This window comes from Streptomyces sp. RLB3-17 (assembly GCF_007113425.2).
GTDB classification, from domain to species: Bacteria; Actinomycetota; Actinomycetes; order Streptomycetales; family Streptomycetaceae; genus Streptomyces; species Streptomyces mirabilis_D.
On sequence record NZ_CP041610.2, the window covers coordinates 1300292 to 1326134 of the forward strand.

25 protein-coding genes, 1 tRNA gene and 2 pseudogenes are annotated in these 25843 nt (G+C 68.5%); 14 read left to right on the forward strand and 14 right to left on the reverse strand.

All coding sequences use genetic code 11. The features are described from left to right. Window positions 1-7: 7 nt before the first annotated feature. Genes FNV62_RS06170 through FNV62_RS06180 form a run of 3 tightly spaced genes read right to left on the reverse strand, consistent with a single transcriptional unit; the run spans window position 8 to window position 3589 of the window. Window positions 8-985 (reverse strand): aspartyl/asparaginyl beta-hydroxylase domain-containing protein, encoded by a 978-nt coding sequence (locus FNV62_RS06170; protein WP_143607130.1) that lies wholly within the window; start codon window positions 983-985, stop codon window positions 8-10. Beyond that, entirely contained in the window at window positions 982-2373 is a 1392-nt protein-coding gene (locus FNV62_RS06175) for a hypothetical protein (protein WP_143607131.1), read from the reverse strand. Before FNV62_RS06175 ends, FNV62_RS06170 begins: the two co-directional genes overlap by 4 nt. Window positions 2374-2407: 34 nt before the next feature. Then, the gene (locus tag FNV62_RS06180) at window positions 2408-3589 is read right to left on the reverse strand and encodes a cytochrome P450 (RefSeq protein ID WP_164657610.1); all 1182 of its coding nucleotides are present in this window, start codon (window positions 3587-3589) and stop codon (window positions 2408-2410) included. Window positions 3590-3871: 282 nt separating this feature from the next. Between FNV62_RS06180 and FNV62_RS06185 the strand changes: the two genes are divergently transcribed. Further along, window positions 3872-5188 (forward strand): XRE family transcriptional regulator, encoded by a 1317-nt coding sequence (locus FNV62_RS06185; protein ID WP_143607133.1) that lies wholly within the window; start codon window positions 3872-3874, stop codon window positions 5186-5188. A gap of 342 nt (window positions 5189-5530) precedes the next feature. Continuing rightward, entirely contained in the window at window positions 5531-5710 is a 180-nt protein-coding gene (locus FNV62_RS06190) for a hypothetical protein (RefSeq protein WP_143600258.1), read from the forward strand. 312 nt (window positions 5711-6022) lie between these two features. Here the strand turns inward: FNV62_RS06190 and FNV62_RS06195 are convergent, their stop codons facing one another. Next, window positions 6023-6625, reverse strand: a complete 603-nt coding sequence (locus tag FNV62_RS06195) for a hypothetical protein (RefSeq protein ID WP_143600259.1) — start codon at window positions 6623-6625, stop codon at window positions 6023-6025. 161 nt (window positions 6626-6786) lie between these two features. Then, a complete protein-coding gene (locus tag FNV62_RS06200) occupies window positions 6787-7137 on the reverse strand; it encodes a hypothetical protein (protein ID WP_143600260.1) in 351 nt (116 codons plus the stop codon). A 430-nt stretch (window positions 7138-7567) separates the two neighbouring features. Here FNV62_RS06200 and FNV62_RS55405 point away from each other — a divergent pair, with 430 nt between their 5' ends. The 4 genes from FNV62_RS55405 to FNV62_RS06210 all read left to right on the forward strand — a co-directional run bounded on the left by FNV62_RS55405 (window position 7568) and on the right by FNV62_RS06210 (window position 10777). Next, window positions 7568-7951: a transposase gene (locus FNV62_RS55405; protein ID WP_225900164.1), complete on the forward strand. Its 384-nt coding sequence runs from the start codon at window positions 7568-7570 to the stop codon at window positions 7949-7951. 30 nt (window positions 7952-7981) lie between these two features. After that, entirely contained in the window at window positions 7982-8800 is an 819-nt protein-coding gene (locus FNV62_RS55410; RefSeq protein ID WP_225900165.1) for a hypothetical protein, read from the forward strand. Between the two features lie 2 nt (window positions 8801-8802). Then, window positions 8803-9222, forward strand: coding sequence for a transposase (locus FNV62_RS55415; RefSeq protein WP_225900166.1), 420 nt, complete (start codon window positions 8803-8805; stop codon window positions 9220-9222). A 436-nt stretch (window positions 9223-9658) separates the two neighbouring features. Continuing rightward, window positions 9659-10777 carry a PP2C family protein-serine/threonine phosphatase gene (locus FNV62_RS06210; protein WP_225900167.1) on the forward strand — a complete coding sequence of 373 codons (1119 nt, stop codon included), beginning with the start codon at window positions 9659-9661 and terminating at the stop codon, window positions 10775-10777. Between the two features lie 333 nt (window positions 10778-11110). Here FNV62_RS06210 and FNV62_RS06215 read toward each other — a convergent pair whose 3' ends face one another. Further along, entirely contained in the window at window positions 11111-12586 is a 1476-nt protein-coding gene (locus FNV62_RS06215; RefSeq protein WP_143630318.1) for an NF041680 family putative transposase, read from the reverse strand. Between the two features lie 223 nt (window positions 12587-12809). Continuing rightward, the gene (locus tag FNV62_RS06220) at window positions 12810-13061 is read right to left on the reverse strand and encodes a hypothetical protein (protein ID WP_143600262.1); all 252 of its coding nucleotides are present in this window, start codon (window positions 13059-13061) and stop codon (window positions 12810-12812) included. 567 nt (window positions 13062-13628) lie between these two features. Between FNV62_RS06220 and FNV62_RS06225 the strand changes: the two genes are divergently transcribed. The 5 genes from FNV62_RS06225 (at window position 13629) to FNV62_RS06245 (ending at window position 17711) form a co-directional block, all read left to right on the forward strand. Next, window positions 13629-13702, forward strand: a tRNA-Met gene (locus FNV62_RS06225). 568 nt (window positions 13703-14270) lie between these two features. Then, window positions 14271-14690 carry a hypothetical protein gene (locus tag FNV62_RS06230; RefSeq protein WP_144314795.1) on the forward strand — a complete coding sequence of 140 codons (420 nt, stop codon included), beginning with the start codon at window positions 14271-14273 and terminating at the stop codon, window positions 14688-14690. Window positions 14691-14747: 57 nt separating this feature from the next. After that, window positions 14748-15275 (forward strand): hypothetical protein, encoded by a 528-nt coding sequence (locus tag FNV62_RS06235; protein WP_143600153.1) that lies wholly within the window; start codon window positions 14748-14750, stop codon window positions 15273-15275. A gap of 73 nt (window positions 15276-15348) precedes the next feature. Further along, a complete protein-coding gene (locus tag FNV62_RS06240; protein WP_143600152.1) occupies window positions 15349-16887 on the forward strand; it encodes an ISKra4 family transposase in 1539 nt (512 codons plus the stop codon). A gap of 431 nt (window positions 16888-17318) precedes the next feature. Continuing rightward, window positions 17319-17711, forward strand: a complete 393-nt coding sequence (locus FNV62_RS06245) for a hypothetical protein (protein WP_143614226.1) — start codon at window positions 17319-17321, stop codon at window positions 17709-17711. A 401-nt stretch (window positions 17712-18112) separates the two neighbouring features. On the opposite strand, the gene FNV62_RS06250 is transcribed toward FNV62_RS06245, so the two are convergent. The 4 genes from FNV62_RS06250 to FNV62_RS06265 form a co-directional block, all read right to left on the reverse strand. Beyond that, window positions 18113-18460: an SDR family NAD(P)-dependent oxidoreductase gene (locus FNV62_RS06250; protein ID WP_240361190.1), complete on the reverse strand. Its 348-nt coding sequence runs from the start codon at window positions 18458-18460 to the stop codon at window positions 18113-18115. 449 nt (window positions 18461-18909) lie between these two features. Beyond that, window positions 18910-19740 carry an NAD(P)H-binding protein gene (locus tag FNV62_RS06255; RefSeq protein ID WP_143600264.1) on the reverse strand — a complete coding sequence of 277 codons (831 nt, stop codon included), beginning with the start codon at window positions 19738-19740 and terminating at the stop codon, window positions 18910-18912. Between the two features lies 1 nt (window position 19741). Beyond that, entirely contained in the window at window positions 19742-20260 is a 519-nt protein-coding gene (locus FNV62_RS06260; RefSeq protein ID WP_143614229.1) for a hypothetical protein, read from the reverse strand. A 20-nt stretch (window positions 20261-20280) separates the two neighbouring features. After that, the gene (locus FNV62_RS06265) at window positions 20281-21009 is read right to left on the reverse strand and encodes a hypothetical protein (protein ID WP_143614231.1); all 729 of its coding nucleotides are present in this window, start codon (window positions 21007-21009) and stop codon (window positions 20281-20283) included. Window positions 21010-21380: 371 nt separating this feature from the next. Here FNV62_RS06265 and FNV62_RS06270 point away from each other — a divergent pair, with 371 nt between their 5' ends. Beyond that, window positions 21381-21869 carry a DUF2269 domain-containing protein gene (locus tag FNV62_RS06270; protein WP_225900168.1) on the forward strand — a complete coding sequence of 163 codons (489 nt, stop codon included), beginning with the start codon at window positions 21381-21383 and terminating at the stop codon, window positions 21867-21869. Between the two features lie 451 nt (window positions 21870-22320). Next, a protein-coding gene (locus tag FNV62_RS06275) for an IS5 family transposase (RefSeq protein ID WP_225900169.1) occupies window positions 22321-23264 on the forward strand; the annotation gives its coding sequence in 2 pieces (ribosomal slippage) (window positions 22321-22665 and window positions 22668-23264; 942 coding nt in all). On the opposite strand, the gene FNV62_RS06280 is transcribed toward FNV62_RS06275, so the two are convergent. The 3 genes and pseudogenes from FNV62_RS06280 to FNV62_RS06285 all read right to left on the reverse strand — a co-directional run bounded on the left by FNV62_RS06280 (window position 23259) and on the right by FNV62_RS06285 (window position 24763). Next, entirely contained in the window at window positions 23259-23729 is a 471-nt protein-coding gene (locus FNV62_RS06280; RefSeq protein WP_144314796.1) for a hypothetical protein, read from the reverse strand. The two genes, FNV62_RS06275 and FNV62_RS06280, sit on opposite strands and share 6 nt — an antisense overlap. A 159-nt stretch (window positions 23730-23888) precedes the next feature. Next, window positions 23889-24008, reverse strand: a pseudogene (locus FNV62_RS57900) (IS5/IS1182 family transposase); the annotation flags it as partial. A gap of 2 nt (window positions 24009-24010) precedes the next feature. Further along, window positions 24011-24763 (reverse strand): hypothetical protein, encoded by a 753-nt coding sequence (locus FNV62_RS06285; protein WP_143614233.1) that lies wholly within the window; start codon window positions 24761-24763, stop codon window positions 24011-24013. 351 nt (window positions 24764-25114) lie between these two features. On the opposite strand from FNV62_RS06285, the pseudogene FNV62_RS06290 reads away from it, so the two are divergent. Continuing rightward, window positions 25115-25480, forward strand: a pseudogene (locus tag FNV62_RS06290) (DUF6233 domain-containing protein); the annotation flags it as partial. Window positions 25481-25843 lie beyond the last annotated feature (363 nt).

A 25843-nucleotide genomic window follows, 5' to 3' on the forward strand; every position in this document is an offset into this window, starting at 1 on the left:
CGTCGTGTCAGGCGCCGGCCGGGCTGCTGTCGGCGGCCGGGAGGGAAACGTGCTGGCTGGTCAGGGCACGGCCGTGCCGTGCGTGGAGCACGACGTGGTCGTTGCCGAGCTGGAGCGTGCGCTGCTCGCTCCAGCCGGCGTAGCGGTACTCGCCGTCGACGACGTGCACCAGGGCGAAGCCGCGCTCGGCATGGGTGAGGACCAGGTCGCCGTCGCGCTCGGTGAGCCGGACCGGCACGGTGGGGCCTTCCAGCGGGGTGTCCTGGCTGAAGTCGGTGAACCCGGCTGGCAGGTTCACGGCGCGCGGCAGCGGTGGGCTCGGCCGGAGGGCCGGGTCGGGCAGCCGGTTGAAGAGGACGTCGGCGTAGCCGAGCGACTCCTGCCACTCGGTGGGAAACAGGGTGGCGAGTTCCCGGGTGAACAGCGCGTCGATGACCGCGTGGACCCTGCGGACGGAGCCGGTGTTGGCGACCATGTGCTCGCGGGAGAAGTCGCCGTACCAGAAGGTGCCGGGCTGCCAGCGGTGTTCGGTGCCGTCCAGGACGAGGACCGCGCCGGGGTGGGTGGCGATCGGGATGTGCAGGCGCACCATGCCTCGCTGAAGCGCGTATTTGGGGTCGCGGTGTGGCTGGGAGGCGGCGCCCGGGCCGAGGGCGAGCAGCCGTACGGCGTTCAGCGGGGCCGGGATCTCGTCAAGGATCTCGCGGAGGTACGGCATCTGGTCGAGCCAGCGGGTGGCGGCGTAGTGGTCGGGGCCGGGGCCGCCCGGGTCGGTGCGGGTCGGGTCGCCGCCGGGGCTGCGCAGCGGCAGCACGCGCCAGTCGGTCGGGGTGTCCGGGCCGATGCGTCCGGCGGCGTAGTGGGTGCGCTGGCGCTGCCAAGGATGGCCGGTGACCGCGGAGAGTTCGTGCGCGAGGCGGTCCGCGTCGAAGGCCGGGGTGAGGGGGGCCGCCGGCGCCGGCCGGGCGGGGGTCGTGGTGGTCATCTGGCGAGTGCCTTCCTGGAGTCAGTCCGCCGCGCGGTGGAGGAGGTGGTGGTGAACCGGTCTTCGAGGGCGTGCCAGATCGCGTCGCGGTCGGCCGGGCTGGCGTGGACGGTGGAGAACGTGAACTGCGCCCCGAGGGAGGGATGGTCGACGATGGGCATCGACACGATCACGCCGCTGCGGGTGGCGGGGTCGTAGCCGAGACCGAGCTCGGCGAGCGCGCGGTGGAAGGTCGAGCCGTCGGGCAAGGTCCACTCCGGCGGAATGTGGGATTCGGTGACGGTGCGCTCGGGGGTCTCGTTCGCGTGCACGATGTGGTGGGCGAAGACCTCGTAGATGTGCCACGAGCCGGAGACCTGGGCGTTGACCTCGGTGAACAGCAGCCGTCCGTCGGGCCCCACGATCGCGTCGGTGCTGATGCGGCCGCGGTAGCCAACGGACCGGTAGGTGTGGGCGAGGCGGGCGGACCCGTCGAGCAGCTGCTCCTCGACGGCCGCGGACAGGTCGCGCAGGGGGACGCTTTCGTGGCTGAGGCGCCGGTCGGTGTAGCGCAGTTCGCCGCGCTCGGTGGGCTGGGTGCCGGTCTCGGTGAGGTGCTGCTCGCAGTAGACCGTGAAGGCACCCGGGATGAACTCCTCCAGGACGACGGGGAACCGGCCGTCGGCGGAGGCCCACGTCCAGCGCTCGCGCCAGTACGCGGCGGCCGCCGCGGGAAGGTCCGTGCGGCCCAGGTGGTGGAGGTGACGGGCGCCCGCGTGGCCGGTGGCCAGGGTGGGATCGGTGACGAGCAGCTCGTTGCCCACCCCGGCCCCGTTGTGTGCCTGTTTCACGACCACTGCCCCGCTGCGCTGCAGCAGGGTCAGGGTGGCGGCGGCGGCCTCGCCCGGGTCGCGTACGACGGTGCCGGCTGCCACCGGCACTCCGGCCGCGGCCGCGAGCGTGCGGAACACGGCCTTGTTGTTGACGAGTTCGCCGCCGCCCTGGGCAAGGAAGTCGCAGCCGGGCAGTTTCTCGGTCAGGCCGAGGGCGGTGGCGAAGCGGGCGACGGAGGCTGACGGCCACAGTGCCCAGATCTCCCCCACCGCGTCCGGGCCGCCGTGCTTGGCGAGGTACGCGCGCACCTGGTCGAGGGTGTCGGGGTGGGTGAGCATCTGGGGGTCGAGCAGGCGGCCGCCGTAGGCGCCGGTCGGCGCCACGACCAGGTGCAGCCGGTTCGGGTCGGTGCCGGTCAGCGCGGTCGCGTACCGCAGGAAGTGGGGGTCCGGTGGGGCGCACAGGACGACCAGGTCGCCGTTGCGCGCACCCCACAGGGCGCGCTGCGTCCATGCCCGCAGGTCATGGCGGTCGCGGATGGCGGGGTCGATGTGGTTGGCGATGATGATCCTCAACGCATGCTCCAGGTCGGGAAGGTGACGAGGCGGGTCAGGGCTGGAGGGTGACGGGCAGATGGTCGAAGGCCCGCATGGTGGCGGTGTGTCGTCGCCGCGCGGGGCCGGCCGGGTGCAGGAGGCCCGGGTGGTCGGCGAGGGCGTCGAGGAGCGCGACCAGGACGCGCTGGGCGAGGGTGGTGCCGAGGCAGGCGTGGGTGCCCCAGCCGTATCCGAGGTGCCGGTTCGGCGAGCGGTCCAGCACCAGCCGGTCCGGGTGCTCGAAGTGCGCGGGGTCGCGGTTGGCGGCCTGGAACAGCACCGTCACCTTCTCGCCGCGGTGCACCGTCCTCCCGCCGAGCAGGACGTCGGTGGCGGCGAGACGGCTGGTGCCCTGGACGGGGCCGTCGTAGCGGACCAGTTCGTCGACGCCCGTGGCCCGCAGCTGCGGCGTCTCGCGCAGTGCGCGCTGGGCCTGCGGGTTGCGGGCCAGCGTGTCGACGGCGTTGCCGATCGCCGCGGCCAGGGTGCTGTATCCGCCCTGGAACATCACGCGGGCCGTGTGCACGACGTACCGTGCGAGCTCCGGGCCGGCGTCGGCCGTACGGGTACGGACGTGGCCGAGCAGCCCGGCCGGGCTGCCGGTGGTGGTGAACCAGGAGGCCACCAGTTCGCTCAGCTTCTCCCGCGCGAGACGGCCGGGCTCGACAAGGTCGGGGTTGAGGCCTCCATCCATGCTCCGCATGATCGTGTCGGATACCTGCACCCATGCGGACAGGGGCGGCGGGGTGACCCCGAGCAGGTCGGCGATGGCGTCCAGGGCGACGGGCTGGGCGAGTTCACGCATCACGTCCCACGCCGGCTGCGAGGCAAGAACCTCCAGCCGGGCCGCGATGTCGCGTCGGGTCCGTTCCTGCAGCACGGGCAGGTCCTGCGCGTGCAGCGAGGTCATGAAGGCCGACCGCACGGCGGCCTGGTGGGGCGGGTCGAGGACCTGCACGCTCAGCGAGGCCTCCGGCACCGTGCGGCCCAGCCGCCTGGGGTCACGGGCGAAGGCCTCGTGGTCCCGCAGAACGCGTACGCAGTCGTCGTAGCCGGTGACCAGCCAGCTTTCCATGGTGTCGTGCCACACCAGGGGCGCCTGCGCGCGCAGCGCCGCGAGCACGGGATACGGGTCGGCGAGGGTGGCTTCGTCCAGCGGGTCGTACCGCACCGGGCAGGTGGGCGTCACGGCCACGGTGGTCTCCTTCACGCGGTAGAAGGGGCGGACCGGTCCCGGCCACCGACGAGACGTCGGCGGCCGGGACCGGAACGGGTTGCGGAGCACGATGTACATCAGTGGTCGTACGTCATGGCGGACCCCCCTTTCGGCCTCGGGCGGGACAGCCGCGGTGTGCTGCGACATCATGAGAATGGGCTCAACTGTTCGAGTTCGTCGACCAGTTGAGGGGGGTCCCGTGGGGGTCCCGCCTTCGTGAAGGAGTCACCAGTCCTGTGCGCTGAGTGATTGGATGGAGACGTGGAAGAGACCACCGGTCACCCGTTGGTTGTGGCGCGTCATGCGGCCGGCAAGACGATGGAGGAGTTCGTCTCCGGCATCCATGCCTCCGCCGCTCGGCGGAATCTGCGTTCAGGCATCGACGAAGCACGGGTGCGCAAATGGCAGCGCGGCGTCCAACCCAGCGAGGAATCCCAGATCTACATCGCCGAAGCACTCGGCTGGCCTGCGGACATCGTCCGCGCCGACGACTGGCCGAACTGGCTGCCGCTCACCGCCAACGGGGTAGTCCCCCTCGGCCCCCACAGCTCCGTGCCCGCCCTGAGAGAGGCCCAGCGAACAGCGATGGAACGCCGCACCTTCCTGACGATCTCCGGCGCCGCCCTGTCCGCCCTGGCCGCGGACTGGGCGGGCGGCCCCGCAGACGCGCTCGCCCAAGCCCACGACGGTAAACCCATCGGCGAAGACCTCGTCGCCTTCTTAGAGAACTCCACCCGACACCTCGCCGGCCTGTCCACCGAGCAGCGACAGCACACCCCCGCGCTACTGGACGCCCACCTCGCCACGGTGACCGAACTGCTCGAAAACGGCCGCTACACGCCCGCCCTCGGGCTGCGCCTGCACACCCTGGCGGCCTCCCTCTCCCAGACCGTCGCCTGGCACGCCTTCGACCTGGGCCGCCACACACATGCGAGCCAGAGCTGGGTCGCAGGCCTGCACAACGCCCACGCCGCAGGGGACCATGACATGGGCGCCGGCCTCCTGGGCGATCTCGCCTACCAGGCCGCCTGGCGCCGCGATCACATCACTGCGGCCAGCATCCTCGGCCACGCACTGACCCGCGCCCAGAACCCCGCCGCCCGCTGCCTGCTCCAGCTCCGCCTCGCCCGCACCCTCGCAGCACGCGGCGACCGCAGCGAACGACGCGCCGTGCTGCGCGCCCTCGCCGCGGCCGAGAAACACCTCAACGACGCTGGCACCGAACGGCCCGCCTGGTGCGCATGGGTGGGCGCAGCGGATCTCGCGGTGGACTCCGGCCAGGCCCTCCTGGACCTCGGCGACACTGCCCGCGCCCACCAGCTCATCACCGAAGGCGAACGCCTGCTGCCCACAGCTAGGGACAAGACCCGCGGCGTGTTCCTCGCCTACCGCGCCGCGAGCTACCTCGACCTGAAGGAACCCGAGGCCGCTGCGGCCGCCGCCACCCAGTCCCTACTGCTGGCCCGTCGCATCGGGGCACCCCGCTGCGTACAGCTCGTCGACGACCTGCTCCCCCGCTTCCAGCCCTACGCCCGTGCCCAAGGCGTTCCGGAACTCCTCCAGCTCACAGCCGCATAGACCGTTCTCCTCCAGGTCGGGAACATCGCTCGCGTCCGGGGATCGGGAGCCCGTCGCTGAGGAGCTGTGTTCGTACCCGCGTCCGCGGGGACGGTCTTGCCTGCCGTCCCACCACATGGAGAACAGCATGAGCGAGTTCGCTGGCGCCACCTACCGGCCCGGCATCCCCGAGGCTGCCGTCCGTCTCGTCAGCCAGACGGTCGCTGCCAAGCAGCACCCGGTCCTCCTCGACCTTGGATCGGGCACAGGGCAAGTGCCCGCTGCCCTGCTCGAGGCCTTCGCTGAGATTGACGTCGTCGAAAGGGACCCCGGCATGCTTGCGGAGGCCGAGACCAGCCGGCCGTGCTGTCGCTGCTGGACGGCTGCACGGCCAAGGACGCCACTTTCGTTGTCATGGGGGACGACAGCCTCTGGACGGCCCGCTCGGCATGGACGGACGCCCAGCGGTCCCTGATCCAGGAGTACACCGGCAGCGACCGCCGGGCGGGCAAAGACAGGACCTACGCTGATGGCGATTCTTGAAATCGGCCGGGGATGCTCCTCACCTCACTCGCTCCGCTGTTCAAAGATGTGAGGAGCTTCAGCGAGCGTCGTGCCCGGTCTTCGGCCGGCGCCCGCTAATGGAGGTGCGGGCCGGGTTGAGCCGTCAAGGACGCCTGCGGCGGCCCTGCGAAGTGGGGTCGCCCATCCTGGACTGCTCGCCCCGCTCCTGGACTTGGGTGGCATCGGGCAGCCCCCTCCACTGTGGCGTCCGGCCCGGGTCTGACGTACGTCGCCGCCCGCTGCGACGAAGGCTTCGGCGTCCGGCCGGGGCCTGCTTGGGTGTCAGCGGATTCAGGGCTGACGCGCCGCCTCGTGCAGTCGGTCACGTGCGGCCCTCAGCAAGCCCTGCGACCACTCCGCACGGGTGACTCCCTCGGGCAGTCTGGTCAACTCGGCGTGGCTGGCGCCCAGCGCGCGGGCGGTCGCCTCCACCGCGAGACCCTGCATAAGATCGTCGTTGTACTCACCGCGGCCTTCCTCGGCGAGCTTCAGCAGGGCGCGGAGGAGTTCGGCGTCGAACCCGTCGTGCAGGATCCACCCAGCCCCCGAGACCGCGGCCATGAACACGTCGTCATCCAGGTCCCACTCGGGGGATCCCAGCAACTCGAGGATCTGCTTCCTGTACTTCGCTCCCACTCTCCAGTGCGCGGTGAGCACCTGCACGGCGAGTGCCGAGACCTCGGGATCCTCGGGGTAGATCAGATACGCGGCGATCAGCGGCTCGTATGCCGGACCGCCCGCACGGGCCACCGCATACAGCCGCTGGTAGAGCTCCCGGCCGGCCCGGCACTCGGTGACGGCTTGAGCGATCTGTTTCACCTCCTGCGGCGGGATGGTGCCGTCCTTCGCCCGTGCGATCAGCTGCCGCACATATGCATCATGCGCCACTGTCATGCTCCACTCACTTGATTCTGGGGACGAACTGCTCGGAGAAGTCCAGCATTCTGCTGGCCCGCCCCAGGTCGGCGACGAGAAGGTCTCGCATGGCGCCACTCGTCCCAGGATGGGCCAGCTTCCTGTTGATTGCGGAAGGGGCGCATCCTCAGCAACGGCGACTATGCGGCTCGATAGAGGCCGCGTTTTACTCGCACAACCTTCCCCATCTTCAGGAGCCCATCGAGATACACGGAGGCGCCGTCTGGCTTCAGGACCGAACCCGCCGCAGTCACGGTGTCCGCGATCTGCCCCAGCGTCATGGGTTCTGAGGACTGGGCGAGGGCAGCAACGATGGCTTCCGCCTTCGTCATCCCCTGGACGTTCAGCTCCGGGGCCTTGACGATCAGCCCCTCCAGCGTCGCTTCCTTGGCCCGCAGGGCCGCGATTTGAGCTTCGAGCCGCTGAGATTCGAGCTCGGCGGCAGCCAGCTCAACCCTCACCTGCTTCAGGTCATCCTCGAGTGGGTTCATACATGCAACCTTACAGGAATCTAAGAATCATTCCTAGCTGCCTAAGATTATTTCTTAGAGCTTGCTAGATCGTCGGTCGAGGCGGCGACAAGGCTCCGCCAATCCCTGCGGTGGTAGTTGAGTGACGTCCCGTCCCAGGTCAGATGCCGTATGAGTGGGGAGACGCGTGGAGCAGGTATGGGGTCACCCCCGAGCAGGGGGTGGGGATTTTCAAGGAGCGTCATCAACGCGGCCCTCGGCCGCCCCTACCGGGAAAACCTCGCCGAGTCCGTCTTCGCCGCTGAGCTTGACTCTGTCGGTGATCTTGGAGTTTGCCGGTGCGGCAGCATGATCGGCGGGCATGCTCGGGTCGTTCCGCCGACCGATGCAGTTGTCGAGGTGTCTGTTGTCCCTTCGCCCCCGTTCCGGTGAGCAAGTCCCGTCTCTGACCGTGCAGGTTGCGCGGGCGAGCAACCCGGGTGGTACGACGGCGATATGGGTGCGTGACCGGCTGGACGGGCTGTGGTGCGACGAGGACTTCGCCGACTGGTACCCGCGGGACGGGCGGCCGGGTCTCTCGCCTGCTCAACTGGCCACCGTCTGTGTGCTGCAGTTCCTGCTGGGTCTGTCGGACCGGCAGGCGGCCGAGGCGGTCCGCTGCCGCATCGACTTCAAGTACGCGATGGCCATGGAGCTGGACGATCCCGGCTTCCATCACAGCGTGCTGGCCGACTTCCGCGACCGTCTCGCTGAAGGCGACCGTGCCGACCGTCTCCTGGACCTCGCGCTGGCTCGTCTCAAGGAGGCCGGACTGGTGCGCGAGCGCACCACTTAGCGCACCGACTCCACCCACGTTCTGGCCGCGGTGCGCGACCTGACCCGCCTGGAGCTGATCACCGAGGCCGTCCGCGCCGCACTCGAAGAAGTCGCCGGCACATCTCCTCACCTGCTCGACGAGTTGGTCGATGAGGACTGGGGGCTCCGCTACGGCCGACCGGTCCGCCTGGGCAAGAACCCCACCCGGCCCAAGACCAGGATCCTCGCCACGGGAAACGACGCCGTCCGGGTCCTGGAACACCTCTACCGGCACGGGACAGACCACACGTTCGGCCCTCGCATCCAGGCCCTGCGGCAGATCATGGTGCAGAACTATCACCATGACGGCGCAGGACACCTGCGCTGGCGCACCGCCGAGACGGAAGGCGACCCCGGGCTGCCGCCCTCGTCCCTGGCGGTCGTCTCCCCCTACGACACCTCGGCCCGCTATGCACGGCACGGACACATCATCAGCTGGAAGGGGTTCTCCGCTCACCTGACCGAGACCTGTGCTCCCGACGGCCCCAACGTGATCACGGACGTGGCCACCACCGCGGCCACCACCCACGACAGCCAGGTCCTGCCCGGCATCCACACCCGCCTCGCCCGCCGCGGACTGCTGCCCGCCGAGCACCTGGTCGACGCCGGCTACACCTCCCTGCCCCACCTGGAACAAGCCACCCGTGAACACCAGGTCACCGTCTCCGGACCGCTCCGGAGCGACCCCACCCGTCAGCACCGCCGGAACGAGGGCTTCGCCCGGGACGACTTCCACATCGACTACGACCGTCAGCAGGTCACCTGCCTCCAGGGACAGGGGGTTGGCACGGCCCCTACCCGACCTCCTCTCCCACCGCGGCCCCGCTGATCGTGGCTAGGTTCGCCAAGAGCCAGTGCCGCCCCTGCCCGGCCCGCACCCAGTGCACCAGCACCGCCGACAGCGCCCGCACCGTGGGCTTTCCCCCGCGAGAGCCCCGCGACCTGCAACTCCGCGTCCGCGCCGAGCAACAGACACTCGAGTGGAAGACTCGATATGCGGTCCGCTCCGGAGTGGAGGGCACGGTCAACGAGTTCGCCCACGGACATGGCATGCGACGCTGCCGTTACAGAGGCCAGGGAAAGGCCCACATCCAGCACGTCCTGACGGCCATCGCAGTCAACATCGAGCGCCTCAGCGAACTGCCACCGACCGAAGAAACACCCACGCCCCGCCGGCCAACCGCCCTTCAGAACTACCTCGACCAGCGTGAGATACGCCGGCTGAAGTCCTGGCGAACCCTGGGCAGCTAACCTCGGCACTCCAAGATCACCGACAGAGTCAAGCTCAGAAGCTGTGTCACATCCTCTTTTCGCAGGTCACGGGGTCGTGACGCGCGGCAGTGATCCCGCTTGACGTTGGGTTGGGCATCGATGGGCAGGCGCCCGAACGGCAATGGAAGGATCTTCAGGCGGCTGCGAGAGGCTGCTCAACTGGCTAGGAGAGCGATCACGGCCATCATGGGCGGCAGGGAAACGGAGCTCACCAGAGATGAACCCCGGTGACCTTCTGCATACCTTCTCCATCGATCTCGTCGCCGAACGGCACGGTGACCTGGTGACGCCTGCGCGTCACCACCAGGTCACCGGGTTGTTCGTGGCTACGGGCGAAGGGCGATAAAATTACCCAAATCGGTGGCTTGGCTTCCGGGCCCAGGCTGCCGCTCGACCTGTGCGAGGGAGCGGCACGGTGGCGAGGTCTCCTCAGGAACGCGGAGTCCCGCACAGCGCCGGTGCGCGGGACAGGTTGCTGCCCGTGCTGCCTGCTCTGCTGCTGTTCGGCGGCCTGCTCTTCGGCCTCTTCACACCCCGCGATGTGAGGCCGGATGCCTTCCTCGCCACGGCCATGGTTTCTGCCGCCGCGCTGCTGTCCCTGCGGGGGACCGTGCTCACCGGAGTGGGCGCGTGCGCCATCTTTGTCTGCCTGATGGTGGACTTCAATGGGCTGCGGGATGCGACCGCCTACTCTGAGCTGGCCACCCTCGTGGCGATTGCGGCATTCGCCGTCTTCTTCAACCGTCTGCTGGGCCGACGTGCCCATCAGCTGGTTCAGGTCCGCTCGGTGGCCGAGACCGCCCAGCTGGCGGTGCTGCATCCGGTACCGAGACACCTCGGGCACGTCACGCTCGAGAGCCTCTACCTGGCCGCCGCGGCGGAAGCCCGGATCGGCGGCGACCTGTACGAGGCGATACGCACCCCGCACGGCGTACGGCTGCTCATCGGCGACGTACGCGGCAAGGGCCTGCTCGCGGTGCGGACGGCCGCGACGCTGCTCAGCGCCTTCCGCGAGGCCGCCCACGACGCGCCCGACCTGCCCCACCTCGCGTGCCGCCTGGAGACGAGCATGAGCCGCCACGCGTCCCAGTACCCGGGGGTCCCGGGCTCGGAGATCGCTGAACGCTTCATCACTGCGCTCCTCGCCGAGATCCCGGACGACGAACCGGTCGTCCGGACCGTCACCTGCGGCCACCCGCCCCCGCTACTGCTGCACCGCGGCGAGGTCCGGGAACTGCAGCCCGCCGCTCCCTCGCCGCCGCTCAACCTGGGCATGCTGATGAGCGACGGGTACCACGTCGACCTCGCCCCCTTCCACCCCGGAGACCAGCTCCTGCTGTACACCGACGGAGTCACTGAGACACGCGACCGCTCCGGCACCTTCTACCCCCTCGCCGAACGCATCCGCTCATGGAGCGGCGAGGCGCCCCACCAACTCCTCGACCATCTCCACCGCGACCTGATCACCTACAGCGGCGGCGAGCTCCACGACGACATCGCTGCCCTCGTCGCCCGGCGGCGCCCGAACCGCTGAGCCTGAGATGAGGCGCTGACCTGCGCAGGTTTCAGGTGCCGGAACTCGTTCGAGGTGCCTGAAGCCGGTGTCTTGGGCGACGGCCTTGCCCTCGGCGACGACGTCGGTCGTACGGTGGCCTGCATGGGCAGGGGCGCGGTGCCCCGGCCGAGGCTGGTCGTGGTCACGGACGACGATGCCGGGCCCCGGTTGTGCCGTGGGTGCGGCATCCGTTACTGCCGTTCGGTCGCCCGTCCATCGACGACCAGCCGAACGGCAGACCGGATTATGATCACGTCTCACAATGCCATGAGCTGCAGAAAGAGGATGTGACACAGCTTCTGAGCTTGTGGTTTATCCAGTGCGGCGTGGTTTGGTGCCGATTTTGTGATGTGTGGGTCGGCGGTGGAGTTCGCCGGTGACGAGGAGCAGGCCGACGTCGTAGCGTTCGGCGGGGTGGCGGTTCTTCGAGCCGGGTGGGCGTCCGGGGCCGGGCCGGGAGGGTTTCGGCACTGCGGCCGGCGTCGGGATCTTGGCACGCAGGTGTCGGAACCCGCGCCGGACCCGTGCGGGGGTGAGCCTGTTCGAAGGGACGGGGCGTTCCCAGGGGCGGCGTAGGTCGATGGCCAGGGGGCGGGCGAGGCGGAGCTGGGTGTAAGCGGCGATGATCAGCCAGGTCCAGTTGTCCGCCGCCTCGGGGTCGCGCAGTTTCGGGGCGGTCCAGCCGAGGGTCTGTTTGATCATTCTGAAGAAGTGCTCGATGTCGAATCGTCTGAGGAACGCCTGCCAGACCTGGTCGGTCTCCGCCGGGGTGGCTGTGGGCTGTGACCACCAAAGCCACAGGGGCTTGGGGTCACCGCCGTTGGGCAGGTGGTCGACTTGAAGGCGGATGACGGTGCCCTCGATGACAGGGAGCCTGCCGGGGTGGTTCCGCCAGGCGGCACGTTGTTGCAGTTCAGGGTGGAGCCGGTACCAGCTCTGGGCGTGGGCGGTGCCGTAGCGGGTGGTGAGGGTCTTCGTCTCCGCGTCGGGGGTGTCCCAGGTCCTGGGGTCCTTGAAGATGAACTCGCCGCCGTGCCGGGGCGGGTGGCCGCCGCGGGGATGGGCCCGGTAGTACTCCTCGCGGGAGGGCGCCGGACGGCGCATGACCCGGTCCGAGCGCAGGCGCCCGAGGAGTTCGACGGGCAGGTCGGACAGAAGCCAGGCCAGACGCATCACGTCGTAGCCGGCGTCGAGCACGATCCAGATGAGCGGGTCGCCCACGTTCCACTGGCCCGCCTCGACCAGACGCCTGACCAGGTCCCTCACTTGGGCGGCGGTCACGGCCGCGAGGTCGTCGCCCGGCCGCAGCCGTACGGCGTCCAGGGGCGCGGTCCAGGAGGAGCGGCCCGTCTCCAGGGCGACGATCCAGGAGACGGGCCAGCCCGGGATCATCAGGTGCTTGTTCTCGCCGCGGCCGTAGGTGTGACAGAAGGAGCGGGCGTCGCTGGTGGCGGCGTCGGGCCGCAGCCACGGTGAGACGTCCACGGCCAGGACCAGACGGCCGTCGGCTGACCGAGGCAGCGGCATCGAGGCCAGGACCCGCCGCAACCGGGCGACCTCGATTCGGCCCCGGTTGAGACCGCTGTACAACGCGCCGTGCCCGCGCCGGTGCTCGGGCTCAAGAGCCAGTCCGACCAGCGTCTTCACCGGCCCGTCCGCGCACAGCAGAGCGTCCGTCAGCTCGAACAGCGCATCCGCACGACTGGTCAAGGAGTCGTAGAAGTCCGCCCGGAAGCATGACAGTTGCGCGATCGCATCCTGCGGGACCCTCACACACGACAGGCTCATACTCACGGTCTTCCTGCTGAGCGGTGTATCTGTGACGGAGCACAGCATCAGCGGAAGGCCGTTCCTACGTGCCCTGATCTGGGCAAACCCCACTCACGTGTGAAACATGCGCGAAGCCGGAGGATAAACCACAAGCTGAGGAGAAGGCGGCCAACGAGCAGACCATCACCTTCGAGGTACCCGCCGAAGACGGATAGGGGCCGGCCTTCGCAGGCCGGGAACGTCAGCCGGTGGCCCAGGCACGCAGCTGCGCGGCGATCTCCTGAACGCGGGCGCCCTTGTGCTTGGCGCGCATGACGAGCGCGAGGGCTTCTTCGGGCTCGTAGTGCAGAGTCTGGCCGTTGGTGTTGAGGAACGTCTCAGCGACCAGCCAGGCGAAGAACTCGTTCTTCGCGTCCAGGGGGTCGTGCAGAGCGACGGTCTCGAGCATGGCCGCGGCCTTCAGCCAGTCGCTCGCGTACACGTCGCGGCCCATGTAGTGGGCCTTGACCCGGGCGCAGACGGCGTCGAGGATCCCCAGGTCGCGACAGCCCGGGTCGCCCGGGAGGGCCTGCGCGATCTGCAGAAGCTCTTGCGGGGTGAGGAACCGGGGCTCGTCGCGTGTCGACGGCGATCTTCAGGAGCCCGAGACAGTCCGGAATACCTCAGTCAGTGAGCGTTGCGGGGATGCCGCCGACATCTCACGAGAGTGGCCGATTTTAGCCGTCTCGCCCGGCTCCGGAACGCAGTCGGGTGCAAGAGCAGACCGGGTCGTCGCCCAGTCCGGCAGCAGACGTCTTGAACTCGCTCACGCGCGATGGCGACGACGGCTGAATCGTCCCCGGGCTATGGGGACGGGGGCGTGCGCGCCGGGCCGCGGAAACCGTCCGGGCCGCCTTGTGCCGCCTTGATGACCCAAGGCAGTGGCAGATCCTCGGTGACCCAGACGCCAGCAGCCAAGTACCGGATGAGGAAGGGGCAGCCTCGATCGCCGGCACCTCGCGGCAGTCAGGCAATCATGGTCTCGGGGCCGGGAGGGATCGCGTAGGGTGGAGGAATCCGACGCGGGGTGGAGCAGCTCGGTAGCTCGCTGGGCTCATAACCCAGAGGTCGCAGGTTCAAATCCTGTCCCCGCTACTGATGCCTGAGGGGCTGGCACGATGTGCTGGCCCCTCAGGCATGTGCGTACCCGAGTCACGCGGCGGTACAGCACGTACGTCAGGCGAGCCGACTTGCACCCGACGCATCCGCCGCCAGTGCCTCGAAGCACACGCGTCCTCACAGAACACTGCCGTCGACTTCGCCGACGGCGTCTTCGGTCCGCCGCACTTCCGGCACAACCGCGGGCCGTCGCCGTCGACCGCGACGACGACCAGACGCAGCCGGGCACCCCGTCGCTGCCCATAGGCCCACCGTACGGTGGGCGGTACCTGGCCCGGTCGTCGCTTCGGGCGGATCCGCCCGAAGCGACGAGCCGAAGCGAAGAGCCCTGGCTCTGAACACGAGAACAGACCGCCGCGGAACTCCTGCGCGCGACGGTCGGCACGTCCACACGGCAAGCAAAGTTGAGCATCCAAACGTGCCGGATACCTCTGCACGGCGAGTTGGTCCCGGCCAACAGATGCTCGAAACACCGTCTTGTTGCCCCAGCGACTGTCATGCTGACCCCACCGGGTCTGACAGCTGGGGGGAGCTGTTTCCGATCATGAATTCGAACAACATAGTCGCACTCGTCGTCGCACTGCTGGTCCCCGTCGTGACCGCGATCGCCGGAACGGTCAGCGTTCTCCTGGAGAATCGCCAGGCTCGCAACTCCCTCACAGCCAGTCGGCGTCTTGCCTTCGAGGACGCAAGCCGGCAGATCGCCTTCACCGTCGAGTGGTGGCAGGCTCAGCAATTGCTCTCCACCACACCCCAGACACTCCAGGACGCCGAGGCGACAGCCCGGGGCTGGATAGACCAAGCGGCGACCCTGGCGAGCGAAGCCGGCAGGAGTCACCTCGACACGGATCCGCCAAGTGCCTCACCGAGCCGTGTCCTGCTGCTCTACCGCTTTCATCGACGCGCCGCGAAGTCGATTGGGTGTAGTTCCTTTCGAGGGATAGCTGAGCTGGGAAGACGCTGATTGGGGTGTGGTCGGTGCCGTCGTGCTTCTACCGTGGCGGGGTGGAGGTGGGGCGCCATGGTGTCGTTGCCGGAAGAGCTTCAGGCGCGGGAGGCCGCGGCTCGACAGCGGGTGGAGGAACTCCAGGCTGAAGCGGCGGAGTTGGCCGTCCGGTTGGAGAGGGCCCGGGAGGATCTGTCGCGGTTGGAGATCACGCGGGAGACCGTCGCGCAGGTGCTGGCGGACTTGTCGGCCGCGGAGGCAGCGCCGGACGGGCCGGCGCACGATGTGCCGGAGTCCGAGGAGACGTCGGCACCTCACGGCATCGGGGTGATGGCGGTGCCGCCGTGGCGGGAGGGCCTGGTCGCTCAGGTGTTGCCGGACGTGTACCGGGACATCGTGGAGATTGTCGCTGATGCTCCAGGTCCACTGCAGGCCAAGCAGATCGTGCCGCGGATCGGGCTGGAGGCCACGACAGCAAAGATCGAGGGGACACGGGGGAAGCTGAAGCGTCTGGTGGAGCGGGGCTGGCTGGACGAGGACGCGCCGGGACGGTTTACCCTCGCCCGCCATGGGCCGGACGCCGACCGGGTCAACTCCCAGTGACCAAGGGGCTCTTCTCCGTAGATTCGAAGGTGCCAACCAAACGAATCGCAGAAGAGCAGAAGAAGAGCCCCAGATGGAACAGTACGACGCCTTATCCGAGCCTGATCCGTACGTCGCCTCCCGTGATGCCTTCGAATGCCTCGTCTCGACGCTGGCCGGTGCCCCGGCGCGGAGTATGGCCCACGACGAGCTGGAGCTGCTGCTTGAGCGGCAGGGACGCGAGCTGTTGCGGCAGTTGATACAGGATCACCTCGATATGCGGGCGAGGAACGAAGAGGACGCGGTGCGCACGGGCGGAGGGCAGCCGGTGGTGCGTGGGCCGGAAGGACAGGAGCGGACCTGGCGGGAGAAGGGCCATCGTCGCTGGCTGACCTGCGTGTTCGGGCCGGTGCGGGTGACCAGGATCGCTTATCGCGGCCGCGGCGTGTCCAACGTGCACCCGGCGGATGCGGACCTGTCGCTGCCCGCCGGCCGGCACTCCCGCGGTCTGGCCCGGCTCGCGGTCCTGGAAGCGGTCCGCGGCTCGTTCGACCAGGCCGCCGCTGCGATCGAGCGACGGTGCGGAAGAGTGCTCGGCAAGCGCCGCCTCGAAGAACTGGTGGTCGCCGCGGCCGTCGACATCGCCGCCTACTACACGGTGAAGATCCCCACCCCGTGCACCCGCGAGATGCCGCTGGTCATCCAGGTTGACGGCAAAGGCGTGGTGATGCGCCCCGAAGCACTGCGCGAGGCCACCCGCCGGGCCGCGGCCCAAAGCGCGGCGGCCGGGCGGCGCGGGCGCTTGGCCCCGGGTGAGAAACCCAACCGCAAGCGCATGGCGACGGTGGCCTGCGTCTTCGACACCGCGCCCGCCCCGCGTCGGCCACACGACATCGTCCATCCACCCGGCGGCCGCAGCGAGACCCGGCAGCCGAGGCCAGGTCCGAAAGCAGAGCGGAAATGGTGCACCGCCTCGGTGATCCGCCCTCCGGAACAGGTCGTCTCCGACGCCTTCGCCCAGGCCGAGGCCCGCGACCCGCAGCATCTGCGGGACTGGATCGTGCTCGTCGACGGCGCCCGCCACCAACTCGACCTGATCCACACCGAAGCCGCCCGCCGCGGCATCCGTCTGAACGTCCTGCTCGACTTCGTGCACGTCGCCGAATACTGCTGGACGGCCGCGCACGCCTTTCATCCACCCGGCAGCCGCGAGGCCGAAACCTGGGCCGCGGACAAACTCACCGCGATCCTCGCCGGACACGCCGACCGCGCCGCGACCGAGATGACCGCGCAGGCCGCAGCCGAACAGCTTCCCGCCGCCCGCCGCGACGCAGTCACCACCTGCCACCGCTACCTCACCGGCCACCTCGACCAGCTCCACTACGACACCGCCCTCACAGCCGGCTGGCCGATCGCCACCGGCGCCGTCGAAGGCGCCTGCCGCCACCTGATCGCCGACCGCCTCGACATCACCGGCGCCCGCTGGGGACTCAACGGCGCCGAAGCCGTCCTCCAACTCCGCGCACTGATCACGAACAACGACTTCGAGGACTACTGGAACTTCCACTCGGCCCGCGAACATCAACGTCTCTACCCCAGCCCTGACCAGCGGAACTACAGCCTCACCGCTTGATCCCGACCGTCACTTCAGAGGATCCGCACCCAAGTCGATTCGCCTGGCCTTCTACCTGGCGTTGGCGGCGATGGCATACGCGGGAATGGGCTTGCTCGGCAGTGCCCTGACGAAGAACTACCCGGGGACCGACCTTGTCTACCAGGTGGTCCTGATGACGCTCATCGGGCTGGCCGCGCTGACTCTCCGCTTCTGGGCCCTGTCCGTGGAAAACGCACGACACCGACCCGCACCCTACCCGGGACCCGCGCAGCCTCCCCGCAACCCATAAACACACGCGGAACGTTGCGCTCCAAGAGCCACGCCTTCCCTCGACCTCGAAGGGACGTTTCGTGTCAACTCCAGGACAGCCGCCCACGCCTCCAGCACCCACACCAGCACCAGCACCAGCACCAGCACGGAGAGACCGCCCTTTCCTCTTCATTCTTGCCGTGATCAGCCTGGCCAGCACCGTCGGAGCCGCTGCCCTGGCCGGCTCCTGGGCCAACAAGGGCATCCAGGAGACGCTCGACCGTCAGCGCTCGGCCCAGATCCAGGACCAGCGCCGGGCCGCCTATGCCGACTTCATCCGTTCCGCCGGCCAGACCTGCAGCACGCTCGGCCAGAGCCAGGACAAGGTCAACGCCGCCTTCGTCGAGGTTCTCACCCAGGAGTCGCGCGTTCTTCTCGTTGCGAGCAAGGCCCTGCACGGACCGACCGAAGGCCTCACCAAATACGTCACGGAGATAGCTCCCGCCACCGCGGACCACACCTGCACCCAGACCGACTACGTCAAGCACCGGAACGCCTTCATCACCGCAGCCCAGCAGGATCTCGACAGTTAAGAGCCACCCAAGCACCCCTCCCGAACTGGGTCCGACGCGGACTCCCGCCCTTTGTCTGCCCTGACCCCAACCTTCCCTGCAACCGCAGTACCACGCACGAGGGGATGGCTCAAAGGGACCCACCGGCGCGGGCCGGTCCTGGTCCGTGTGCTCCCGCTCGAACCGGTAGGCGCGAGCGACCATCAGCAGATCGGTTCCGGGAGACAGCTGGTTGGCCAGCTTCAGTGCACGGCTTGCGGATGCTGTCGGCGGTGAGGCCGCCGTACGCGGTGTACACCTGCTCGCGGGGTCCCGCCGTCGGCCGGAGGACCTTCGGGGCACGGCCACCGAGGATCTGCTGCACGATGCCGCGCTGAGCGGCGGCGCTCGGCTGCGACGGGCTCCTCGACGACGGCCAAATGTCACCCGAACGGTCTACAGGATGGGGCGAGCTCAAGGGACATGGCCTCGCTGAAGCCCTCCATGGCGAACTTGGTCGCGTTGTAGAGACCCCAGCCGGGGATCCCGACCACGCCGGCGACCGAGCTGGTGTTGACGATGTGCCCGGAGCGCTGATTGCGCAGGACGGCGCGCTGGATGTTCAGGGCGCCGAAGACATTCACGTCGAAGGCAGCGCGAACTGCCTGGTCCGAGGCTTCTTCGACCGCGCCGAGCAAACCCTGGCCTGCGTTGTTGACGACGACGTCGATCTGACCGAAGTGCTCGACGGCGGCGTCCACCGTCCGCTTGGCCTGTGCTTCGTCGGTCACGTCCAGGTCCAGGGTGAGCAGCCGGTCACCCGCGTCGGGCAGCAGGTCACCGATGCCGACGGTACGGCGCGCGCGTGGCGGCGACCAGGTGGCCGCGGTTCAGCGCCTCGCGGGCGATCTCCAGGCCGAAGCCGCGGGAGGCGCCGGTAATGAACCAAACGCTCATGATCTTGCTTCTCTCTGTTCTCTCGGTATGACGGCCGGGAAGTGCGACCCGGTCGCGGATCCATGGGAACGGCAGGTCATCCTCCGGAAAGGCGATGGCGACGCCGCTGGTGCCATACCTGCGAGGCGGCTGAGCCCGCGGTGCGGGGCCGGTCCGGACGGTGGTGATCCGTCCACAGCGCCGATCTGCCTGTATCAGGTGTTGAGGAGTTCGCTGACGAGGTGCAGGGCTTGGGGAAGTTCGGGGAGAACGGCAGGGGTGGCGTCGGCGCGTCCGGAGTGCGTCAGCGGAAGGCCTTGGCGTGCGTTGCGGCCCATTCCTCAAAGGTGCGCGGCGGTCGACCGGTGAGTTCCTCAACGGTCGGTAGAACCGGGGTGTCGTCGAACTCGCCGTCCACGAAGAACCGGAAGAATGCCTCGACGTACTTGGCCGGGATAGTGCGGCTCATCTCGTCTCTGGCCTCGCCGTCGGGCTGACCCTCGAAGCGCAGCGGCCGACCGAGGACCTTGGCCAGGATTTCGACGCGGTCCGCAGGGAGCAGCGCGGCCGGGCCACTGAGCGGGTGGTTCTGGCCGAAGTGCTCCGCGCGGCCGAGCACGGCGGCCGCGACCGAGGCAATGTCGTAAGGGTCGATCGTGGCGATCGGCACGTCGGCGAAGGGAGCGCGTACGACGTCCCCAGCGCTGAGTTGCCCCACCCACTCGAACGTATTGGACATGAAACCGCTCGGCCGCAGTACGGTCCAGTCGATGCCGGACTCGCGCACCGCCGCCTCGGAGCCCATGTGCATCCCGACCACGGCGTTGTCGAGATGACCACCCACCACCGACCGCGACGACAGCAGCACGACATGGCCCACGCCCGCCGCCTTCGCCCGCGCCAGCACCCCGGACATGTCGGAAAAGCCGCCCAGCAGGAAAACCCCGTCCACGCCGCGCAGGGCCTCGAACAGGCTCTCGGGTCGGTTCAGGTCACCACCCACGACCTCCACTCCAGGCCGTACGCCGGAATCGGCGGGGTCGCGGACCAACGCCCGCACCTGCCGTCCCCGATCGGCGAGCAACTCGACCAGTTCGCCTCCGACGTGACCGGACGCACCCGTCACCAAAATCATTTCAATCCTTTCCGCCGTGCTCTCGCAGGGCTTGATAGCGTGAGTCCTGGTAGCGGTAGAAGGCCACCATGCAGAGCACGGCGGCAGTTAGTCCCAGTGACACGAGCACGACGGCGTGGCTCTCGCCGGTGAGCAGCACCCCGGCGAGTACGACACCGGCACCTGCGACGATGCTGTTGATGGCGGCGACCATGCTTGCGGTGGTGAACAGGCCCACCAGCCGGGGGCGCTCGGTCGCGAGCGAGGCCAGTGCTTCGCCCGTCCTGTTGTCGTCGGGCCGTCCCCATGCGGTGAAGTAGTCCGTTGCGCTCGCGGACTCGCTCTGCGTCGATAGCCAGGGGGAGCTCTCACCAGAGCCAAGCTCCTCAAGCGCATGGGATTCGGTCGCGCGCACCTCCGGCTTCTCCGCAAACGCATCCTTCACAGCCCATGACCGCGCATCGGTTACAAGATCTCCGACAGCGCCTGTTTCCCCATGCGGACCACGGCCGCCGACGGTGACCACAGATTCGGTTTCCACGCTCCTGCTCGACGTCGGCCTCACAGATACCGCGGCGTGGTGGAACCGGTGAGATCATCCGTTCGCCCACCGCGCCGCCACAGCAACACGCTGAGCGCGACGAACCAGACGAAGCCAAGGAAACGACCGACCGGGATGAAGACCGAGCCGCCCTCGGCGACGAGCGAGCTCATCGACAATGCGCTGGCCACCCCGATCACCATGCCGCCCCACGTGACCCAGGCGGGCAAGGCGTGGCTGGCGCGTCCCGTCGCGGCGACCAGGAAGACCGCCACGCCAAGTGCGGCGATGGCCGGGCCGGCACCGGTGATGAAGGACAGGTCCGAGACGGCCCGATACGTGGACAGTTCCGCCTTGGAGCTGATCTGAGCCAGAACCCAGGTGGTGCTGGCGGAGAGCAGGAGGAGAGCTCCGGCGACGGTGGCCAGCGCGCGGACCATGCCCGCCCGGGCGTCGCTGCCGTACCTGCGGACGAACGCGGTCAGACAGGGGACGAACGCCAGCAGCGCGAGGGCAGACAGCCCCTGGAGCAGGCCGAGGATGCGGAAGAGGTTCTCCAGAGTGGCTGGATCCTTCAGCCGATGCGCCTGTACTTCGGCGTCGCTGGAGTACGGCGTTACCGTGCCGGACGGGCCCAGCGCCCCGGCGATGACGAGACTGGCCACGAAGAACAGGACGTACAACACGCCGGTCAGAGCGCCAAGGTCCCGGCGCTGGGCGCTCGTGCGGGTGAGCGTGGCGGTGGTCACGGCGGCGACCCTCCTGAGGTAAGTGGTGACGGCGGAGCGGAAGTCCCGGCCCCGCTGTCTTCACCATCACAGAGCGGCTCCTGTGGGACGTCCCGCCCAGGAAGGCCGAGGGCGTACTCCCGGTGGCGTACAGATCCATCCGCTGAACTGCTCGGAGTGCCGACCGTACTCGCGTCGGAGCAGCGGGAGTTACTTCCGCCGACGGACGCCCTGGACGGTCAGAAGGGCGAGCCTGGCCGCCTGCCTGTGACCCTGACCCGATTGAGGTATCTATGCCCCCCTCCGCCCGATCATCGACGGTGACGACGTCCGCTGGCGGCGGCCCACAACGCCGTTCAGGCCACCGGTTGCCTCAGACGGCCCGTAAGAGCGTGGTCGTCGTGCATGTGGTCGTCTCTGTCAGTTGGTTGGCCCTGATGCTCTGCCTGCTCACCCTGGGGACGACGGCGCTGGCGACGAACAATGCCGACACCCTGCGGACCGCCTACCGGGCCATGGGGATGCTGGGGAACGCTCTGATCATCCCGCTGAGCCTGCTCACATTGGTCAGCGGTGTGATGCTGGCGCTCGCCACGCCGTGGGGCCTGTTTCGGTACTACTGGGTCAGTGCCAAGTTCTGGCTGACCCTGGCGGCGACGGTGGCCTCGATTTTCGCCCTCACTGCCAGACTGCACGACGCGGCGGATGCGGTGGCCCGCCATCCGGTGGGCCCCATCTCAGCCATGGATCTGGGATTCATCCGCTACAACATGGTGATCGTCCCGGCCGTCGCGCTCCTGTTGTATCTCGCCAACGTCATCCTGTCCGTCTTCAAGCCATGGGGTCGACGGCCGGCCGCGCCGAGTGCAGGCCGGCAGTAGCGTCGCCGTGATCAGCTGTGAGGCGTCGTTGTTCTACCGGAACATGCCGACCGACCTGTCGGGCGCCTGGGAAATTACCAGCCCCGTCACAAGATCTCCGACAGAGCCCGTAATTCCCCACCAGCGGCGTCAACTTCCCCGCCCGCATGTTCGAGAGGCTGACTCCGCTCTTTGACGCCGTTCCGCTCGGCGATCGGCAAGAGGGTGTCCCGGATCCGCGCAAGCAAGTCCTCTGTGAACCGGTCCATCAGCCATCCGGGAACCAGAAGCCGGGCATCCATCCAGTCGCCGAACCTGTTGCCGGGAGACCACTCGATGCCCCCTACAGGCCCTCGTGCGCGGGTGGCAGAAGTACAAAACGCGAGATTCTGATCCCTGGTGCGGTGATCAAAGACTAGGAGCTGTCCGGCCGATCATGTGACTGTCGCCTGATCGGATCGTTGTCCCGTGTATGGGGCGGGGTGAACACGGTGATCTGTCGGACGCGGAGTGGGAACGGTTGCGGCCGTTCCTGCCCGTCAGCAATGGTCGGTGCGGGCGCTGGCGTGACCACCGGCAGGTGATCGACGGGATATTGCACCGGGTGCGGACCGGGGTGCACTGGCGTGATCTGCCGGAGCGGTTCGGGCCGTGGAAAACGGTCTATGAGCGCCATCGGCTCTGGTCTGCGGACGGCACCTGGGAACGGCTGCTGCAGCAGGTCCAGGCTGAGCCCGACGCGGTGGGCGAGATCGACTGGGATGTCTCGGTGGATTCCGCCATCGTGCGCGCGCACCAGCACGCGGCCGGCGCCCGCACCGACCCGCCGCCGGCCCTCGCCGTCCCAAAGGGGGGCGAGCCGCTGGAACACCAGGGCGAAACTCCGTGGCGCAGCCTCGTCGACCGGCTGGTGGAGGTGGTGCAGGAGGCGAGGGCCTGGGGCGTTCGCGCGGCGGCTTCACCAGCAAGATCCACCTGACCGCGGACGGCCGCTGCCGCCCGTTGTCCCTGATCGTCACACCGGGGCAGCGGGCCGACTGCACCCAGTTCGCGCTGGTGCTGGAGAAGATCCGGGTCCCCCGGCCTGGGTCGGGCCGGCCTCGCAAGAAGCCGGACAGCGTCGCAGCAGACAAGGGCTACAGCAACGGCCCTTGCCGCGAGTACCTGCGGCGGCGCGGCATCCGGCACATTATCCCGGAGAAGGCCGACAGCCGGGCCGCCCGCCTGCGCAAGGGATCACGAGGCGGACGGCCACCGGGGTTCGACGAGGAGCGGTACAAGAAGCGCAACGCCGTCGAACGAGCCGTGAACAGGATCAAGAACTTCCGTGCGGTGGCTACGCGGTATGACAAGCGCGGCTATGTGTTCCTCGGCACTGTCTCAGCTGCAGCTGTCATCGTGTGGCTCCGCTCATGACCGGCCACTCGTGTTCAAGTCGAGTGCGGAAGCCTGGCCGACCGCAGCAAACAGGATGAGTGGCAGCTCCTTGTCGGCCTGTCCGATCGCCAGCGCGAGCCAACGACCGCTGTCGGGGAGCGGCCACACCTGCATGCTCACGGCCTGTTGGCTGAGGTAGTCGACCGGCTCGGGCACCGGCTCTCCCTCGCAGCCAGCACTGAGATAGGGTCCGAGGTCCACGACGAACGCATTGCCCCATCGAGTCGTCAGGCTTGCGGCCAGGTCGTCGAGGCATGCCTGCAGTTCGGCTTCAGCCTCAACCCATGCCTGTCCGTCGTCGTCATCCCAGAAGTCCCGACTGACCTGCAGTTCGCGCACATGATGCTCTGGTCCACCTCCCCCGGAGGCGTCGACATAGGTCACCTCCGGGAACGGCTGCCCGGCCAACGCGTCAATCGTCGAGAGGTACTTCTCGGTGGTCATGGCCGCAGGTTATGGGACCGCGCAGACAGCCGCAGACCGTGCGCACCGACCAATGATCGGCCGGACAGCTCCTAGGCGAATGGTCAGCCGTTGCGTTCGCCCCGGCTGACGCGTGGTGCGAACCGGAGGTCAGGGACGCGCTGCTGCGGCGCTTGGCCAGGTGAGTCGACGGGGCATGAGCGTGATCGCAACCCAGGTGACCTGGCTCTCGGAGTGCTGGACGAGCCGTTCGTAGCCCAGGGCATGTCTGCGGGCGTGCATCATCCACGCCAGACTTCGCGTCAGCCCACAGAACCCCAGTCGCGGCGCTGCCTCCCGCGAGGGGTATGCCTGCTGTGAGCCGTAAAGAGCGGTCCAGCCTGGGTCTCCAGGATGACCGGAATCGATGAGGCAATGTCAGCGCGGGAATAGCCCGTGGATCGATTCAGGTGGAGAACGGTAGCGCCGAGGTGCGGCTCTTCTGCGTCGCGGACCTGCCTTCTGTGCCACACAACCTGCGGCTGGCTTTCGGCGTCAGGTGTGAACTCGTAAGTGACGTGATCAAAGATCAGCACCCCGTCGATCAGCGGCTCACCTTCCTTCGCGGGGTGCAAGATGCAGGCGAAGGCGACGGGTCGCTCTTCCCACCAGGCAATGCGAAACAGCTCGGAACGCTGCCAGCCTGATGCGAAGCGTTCATTAAGCGGCTTCGCAAACGCCCAGACCCGGACCAAGCTGCCTCGGACGCCGTGGTGCGCCGCGAACTGATCCGTAGCGATGCGGATCGCATCCTGGATCTCCGGGGCGAGGATGTTGACGCCGCGGATCGTGCGCCCAACTCGGTTCATGCAGCCCTTGTGTGCCAGAGCCAGCCAGTCCACCTGGCCCCACGTCCCCGCGGGCGCCGAGGTGATAGTGACGCCTTGCGACCTCTGAATCCAGTACAAGTACTCCTGAACGAGGGCTTGGAAGAACTTCCGCGTCGTCCTGCTCTTGCCAGGCAGATCCGTAATCCAGTCCGGTCCGTCGCTCGTACGGCGTCTGAACAGAGCCATGTCCCCTCCCCTCCCCAGCTGGTCAGCCCCACCCCTGGAGCAGATCGCCCAATTATGGCAGGCCATGGACCGGCCTATCCGGCCAGCTTCTCGACTCTGAGGTCTGTCGCCGATGGGTTCAAGCTGCCGACGGAGGGGGTTCACTGCTCGTGTGGACGGTCCGGAGAGTGCATTGGGTCGGCGTGCCAGACGGTGGGCTATCAGGCTGATGGCCGCCCAGGTGGTCAGGGACCCGCCTGTCTACGAAACCTCTCGTTGTCACGACTTGTCACTGACAAACTTTGCTGAGAAGGGACGGTGTTCCTGAATCCCCGAATAGCGCACGTCGGAATACTGCCTCTCCACCGGTTGGACGGCGGTGTGGAGGCGGCGGAGTACCGGGTGTGGGTGCGCGCCCCCGACCACGTACGGCCGGTCGACGGCGTCGACTACGACCAGGTCGTCACCGAGAAGCTGGAGCGGTCACCGCAGGCGGTGGTCCGGGAGGTCCTCGGGGGACGCCGGCCTTCGGGGTGGGTGCTTGCGAAGCTGCGCGACGGCCGCGGCCCGGCCCGCTCTGTCCTGCACACACCGGACTGCGAGGAAGCGCCGGCGGGCGCGCCGCTGCTCAATGTGGACCGCGCCCTGGACGCGGCAGAACATCCAGGCACCCGGCTGTGCGGAGCAGCGCAGGAGCTGACGCCTCTGCTCCATGGCTTCGACCACATCACCGACTCCGCCCCCGACGACTCCTGCCCCCGGCCGCCGCACCGTCGGCGGCCCCGGCGCGGCGGCCCCGCCCGGCGCGCAACACCAGCGAGCACGCCCCGATCCCCGGCAGCAGCCGCGCCGCCCATTGCTGCTCTCCCTCTCCTCTAACTCCAGCCAGGGCATGGGCAAAAGCGGTCGCAACGGGGATGTCAGAGCCCCGACCACGCCCGTACGGTGGGGGTGACCTGCAAGGATGCGGCGGCGTCGGCGAGGCTCGCGCAAGAGAAGTCGCAAGAGATGCCGCAGGAGAAGACGCAAGAGTTGGCGCAGGAGATGTCGCCGCCCGGCAGACCGGAGCACGGTTCGAACAGCCGAGGCGTCGTACATGGG

What these genes read in the sequence shown, in the direction of transcription:
- FNV62_RS06170 (WP_143607130.1), bottom strand. Translation starts at nt 985, where the DNA reads ATGACCACCACGACCCCCGCCCGGCCGGCGCCGGCGGCCCCCCTCACC.
- FNV62_RS06195 (WP_143600259.1), bottom strand. Translation starts at nt 6,625, where the DNA reads ATGACAGTGGCGCATGATGCATATGTGCGGCAGCTGATCGCACGGGCG.
- FNV62_RS06200 (WP_143600260.1), bottom strand. Translation starts at nt 7,137, where the DNA reads ATGAACCCACTCGAGGATGACCTGAAGCAGGTGAGGGTTGAGCTGGCT.
- FNV62_RS06215 (WP_143630318.1), bottom strand. Translation starts at nt 12,586, where the DNA reads ATGAGCCTGTCGTGTGTGAGGGTCCCGCAGGATGCGATCGCGCAACTG.
- FNV62_RS06220 (WP_143600262.1), bottom strand. Translation starts at nt 13,061, where the DNA reads ATGGGCCGCGACGTGTACGCGAGCGACTGGCTGAAGGCCGCGGCCATG.
- FNV62_RS06230 (WP_144314795.1), top strand. Translation starts at nt 14,271, where the DNA reads ATGAATTCGAACAACATAGTCGCACTCGTCGTCGCACTGCTGGTCCCC.
- FNV62_RS06235 (WP_143600153.1), top strand. Translation starts at nt 14,748, where the DNA reads ATGGTGTCGTTGCCGGAAGAGCTTCAGGCGCGGGAGGCCGCGGCTCGA.
- FNV62_RS06240 (WP_143600152.1), top strand. Translation starts at nt 15,349, where the DNA reads ATGGAACAGTACGACGCCTTATCCGAGCCTGATCCGTACGTCGCCTCC.
- FNV62_RS06255 (WP_143600264.1), bottom strand. Translation starts at nt 19,740, where the DNA reads ATGATTTTGGTGACGGGTGCGTCCGGTCACGTCGGAGGCGAACTGGTC.
- FNV62_RS06280 (WP_144314796.1), bottom strand. Translation starts at nt 23,729, where the DNA reads ATGACCACCGAGAAGTACCTCTCGACGATTGACGCGTTGGCCGGGCAG.
- FNV62_RS06285 (WP_143614233.1), bottom strand. Translation starts at nt 24,763, where the DNA reads ATGGCTCTGTTCAGACGCCGTACGAGCGACGGACCGGACTGGATTACG.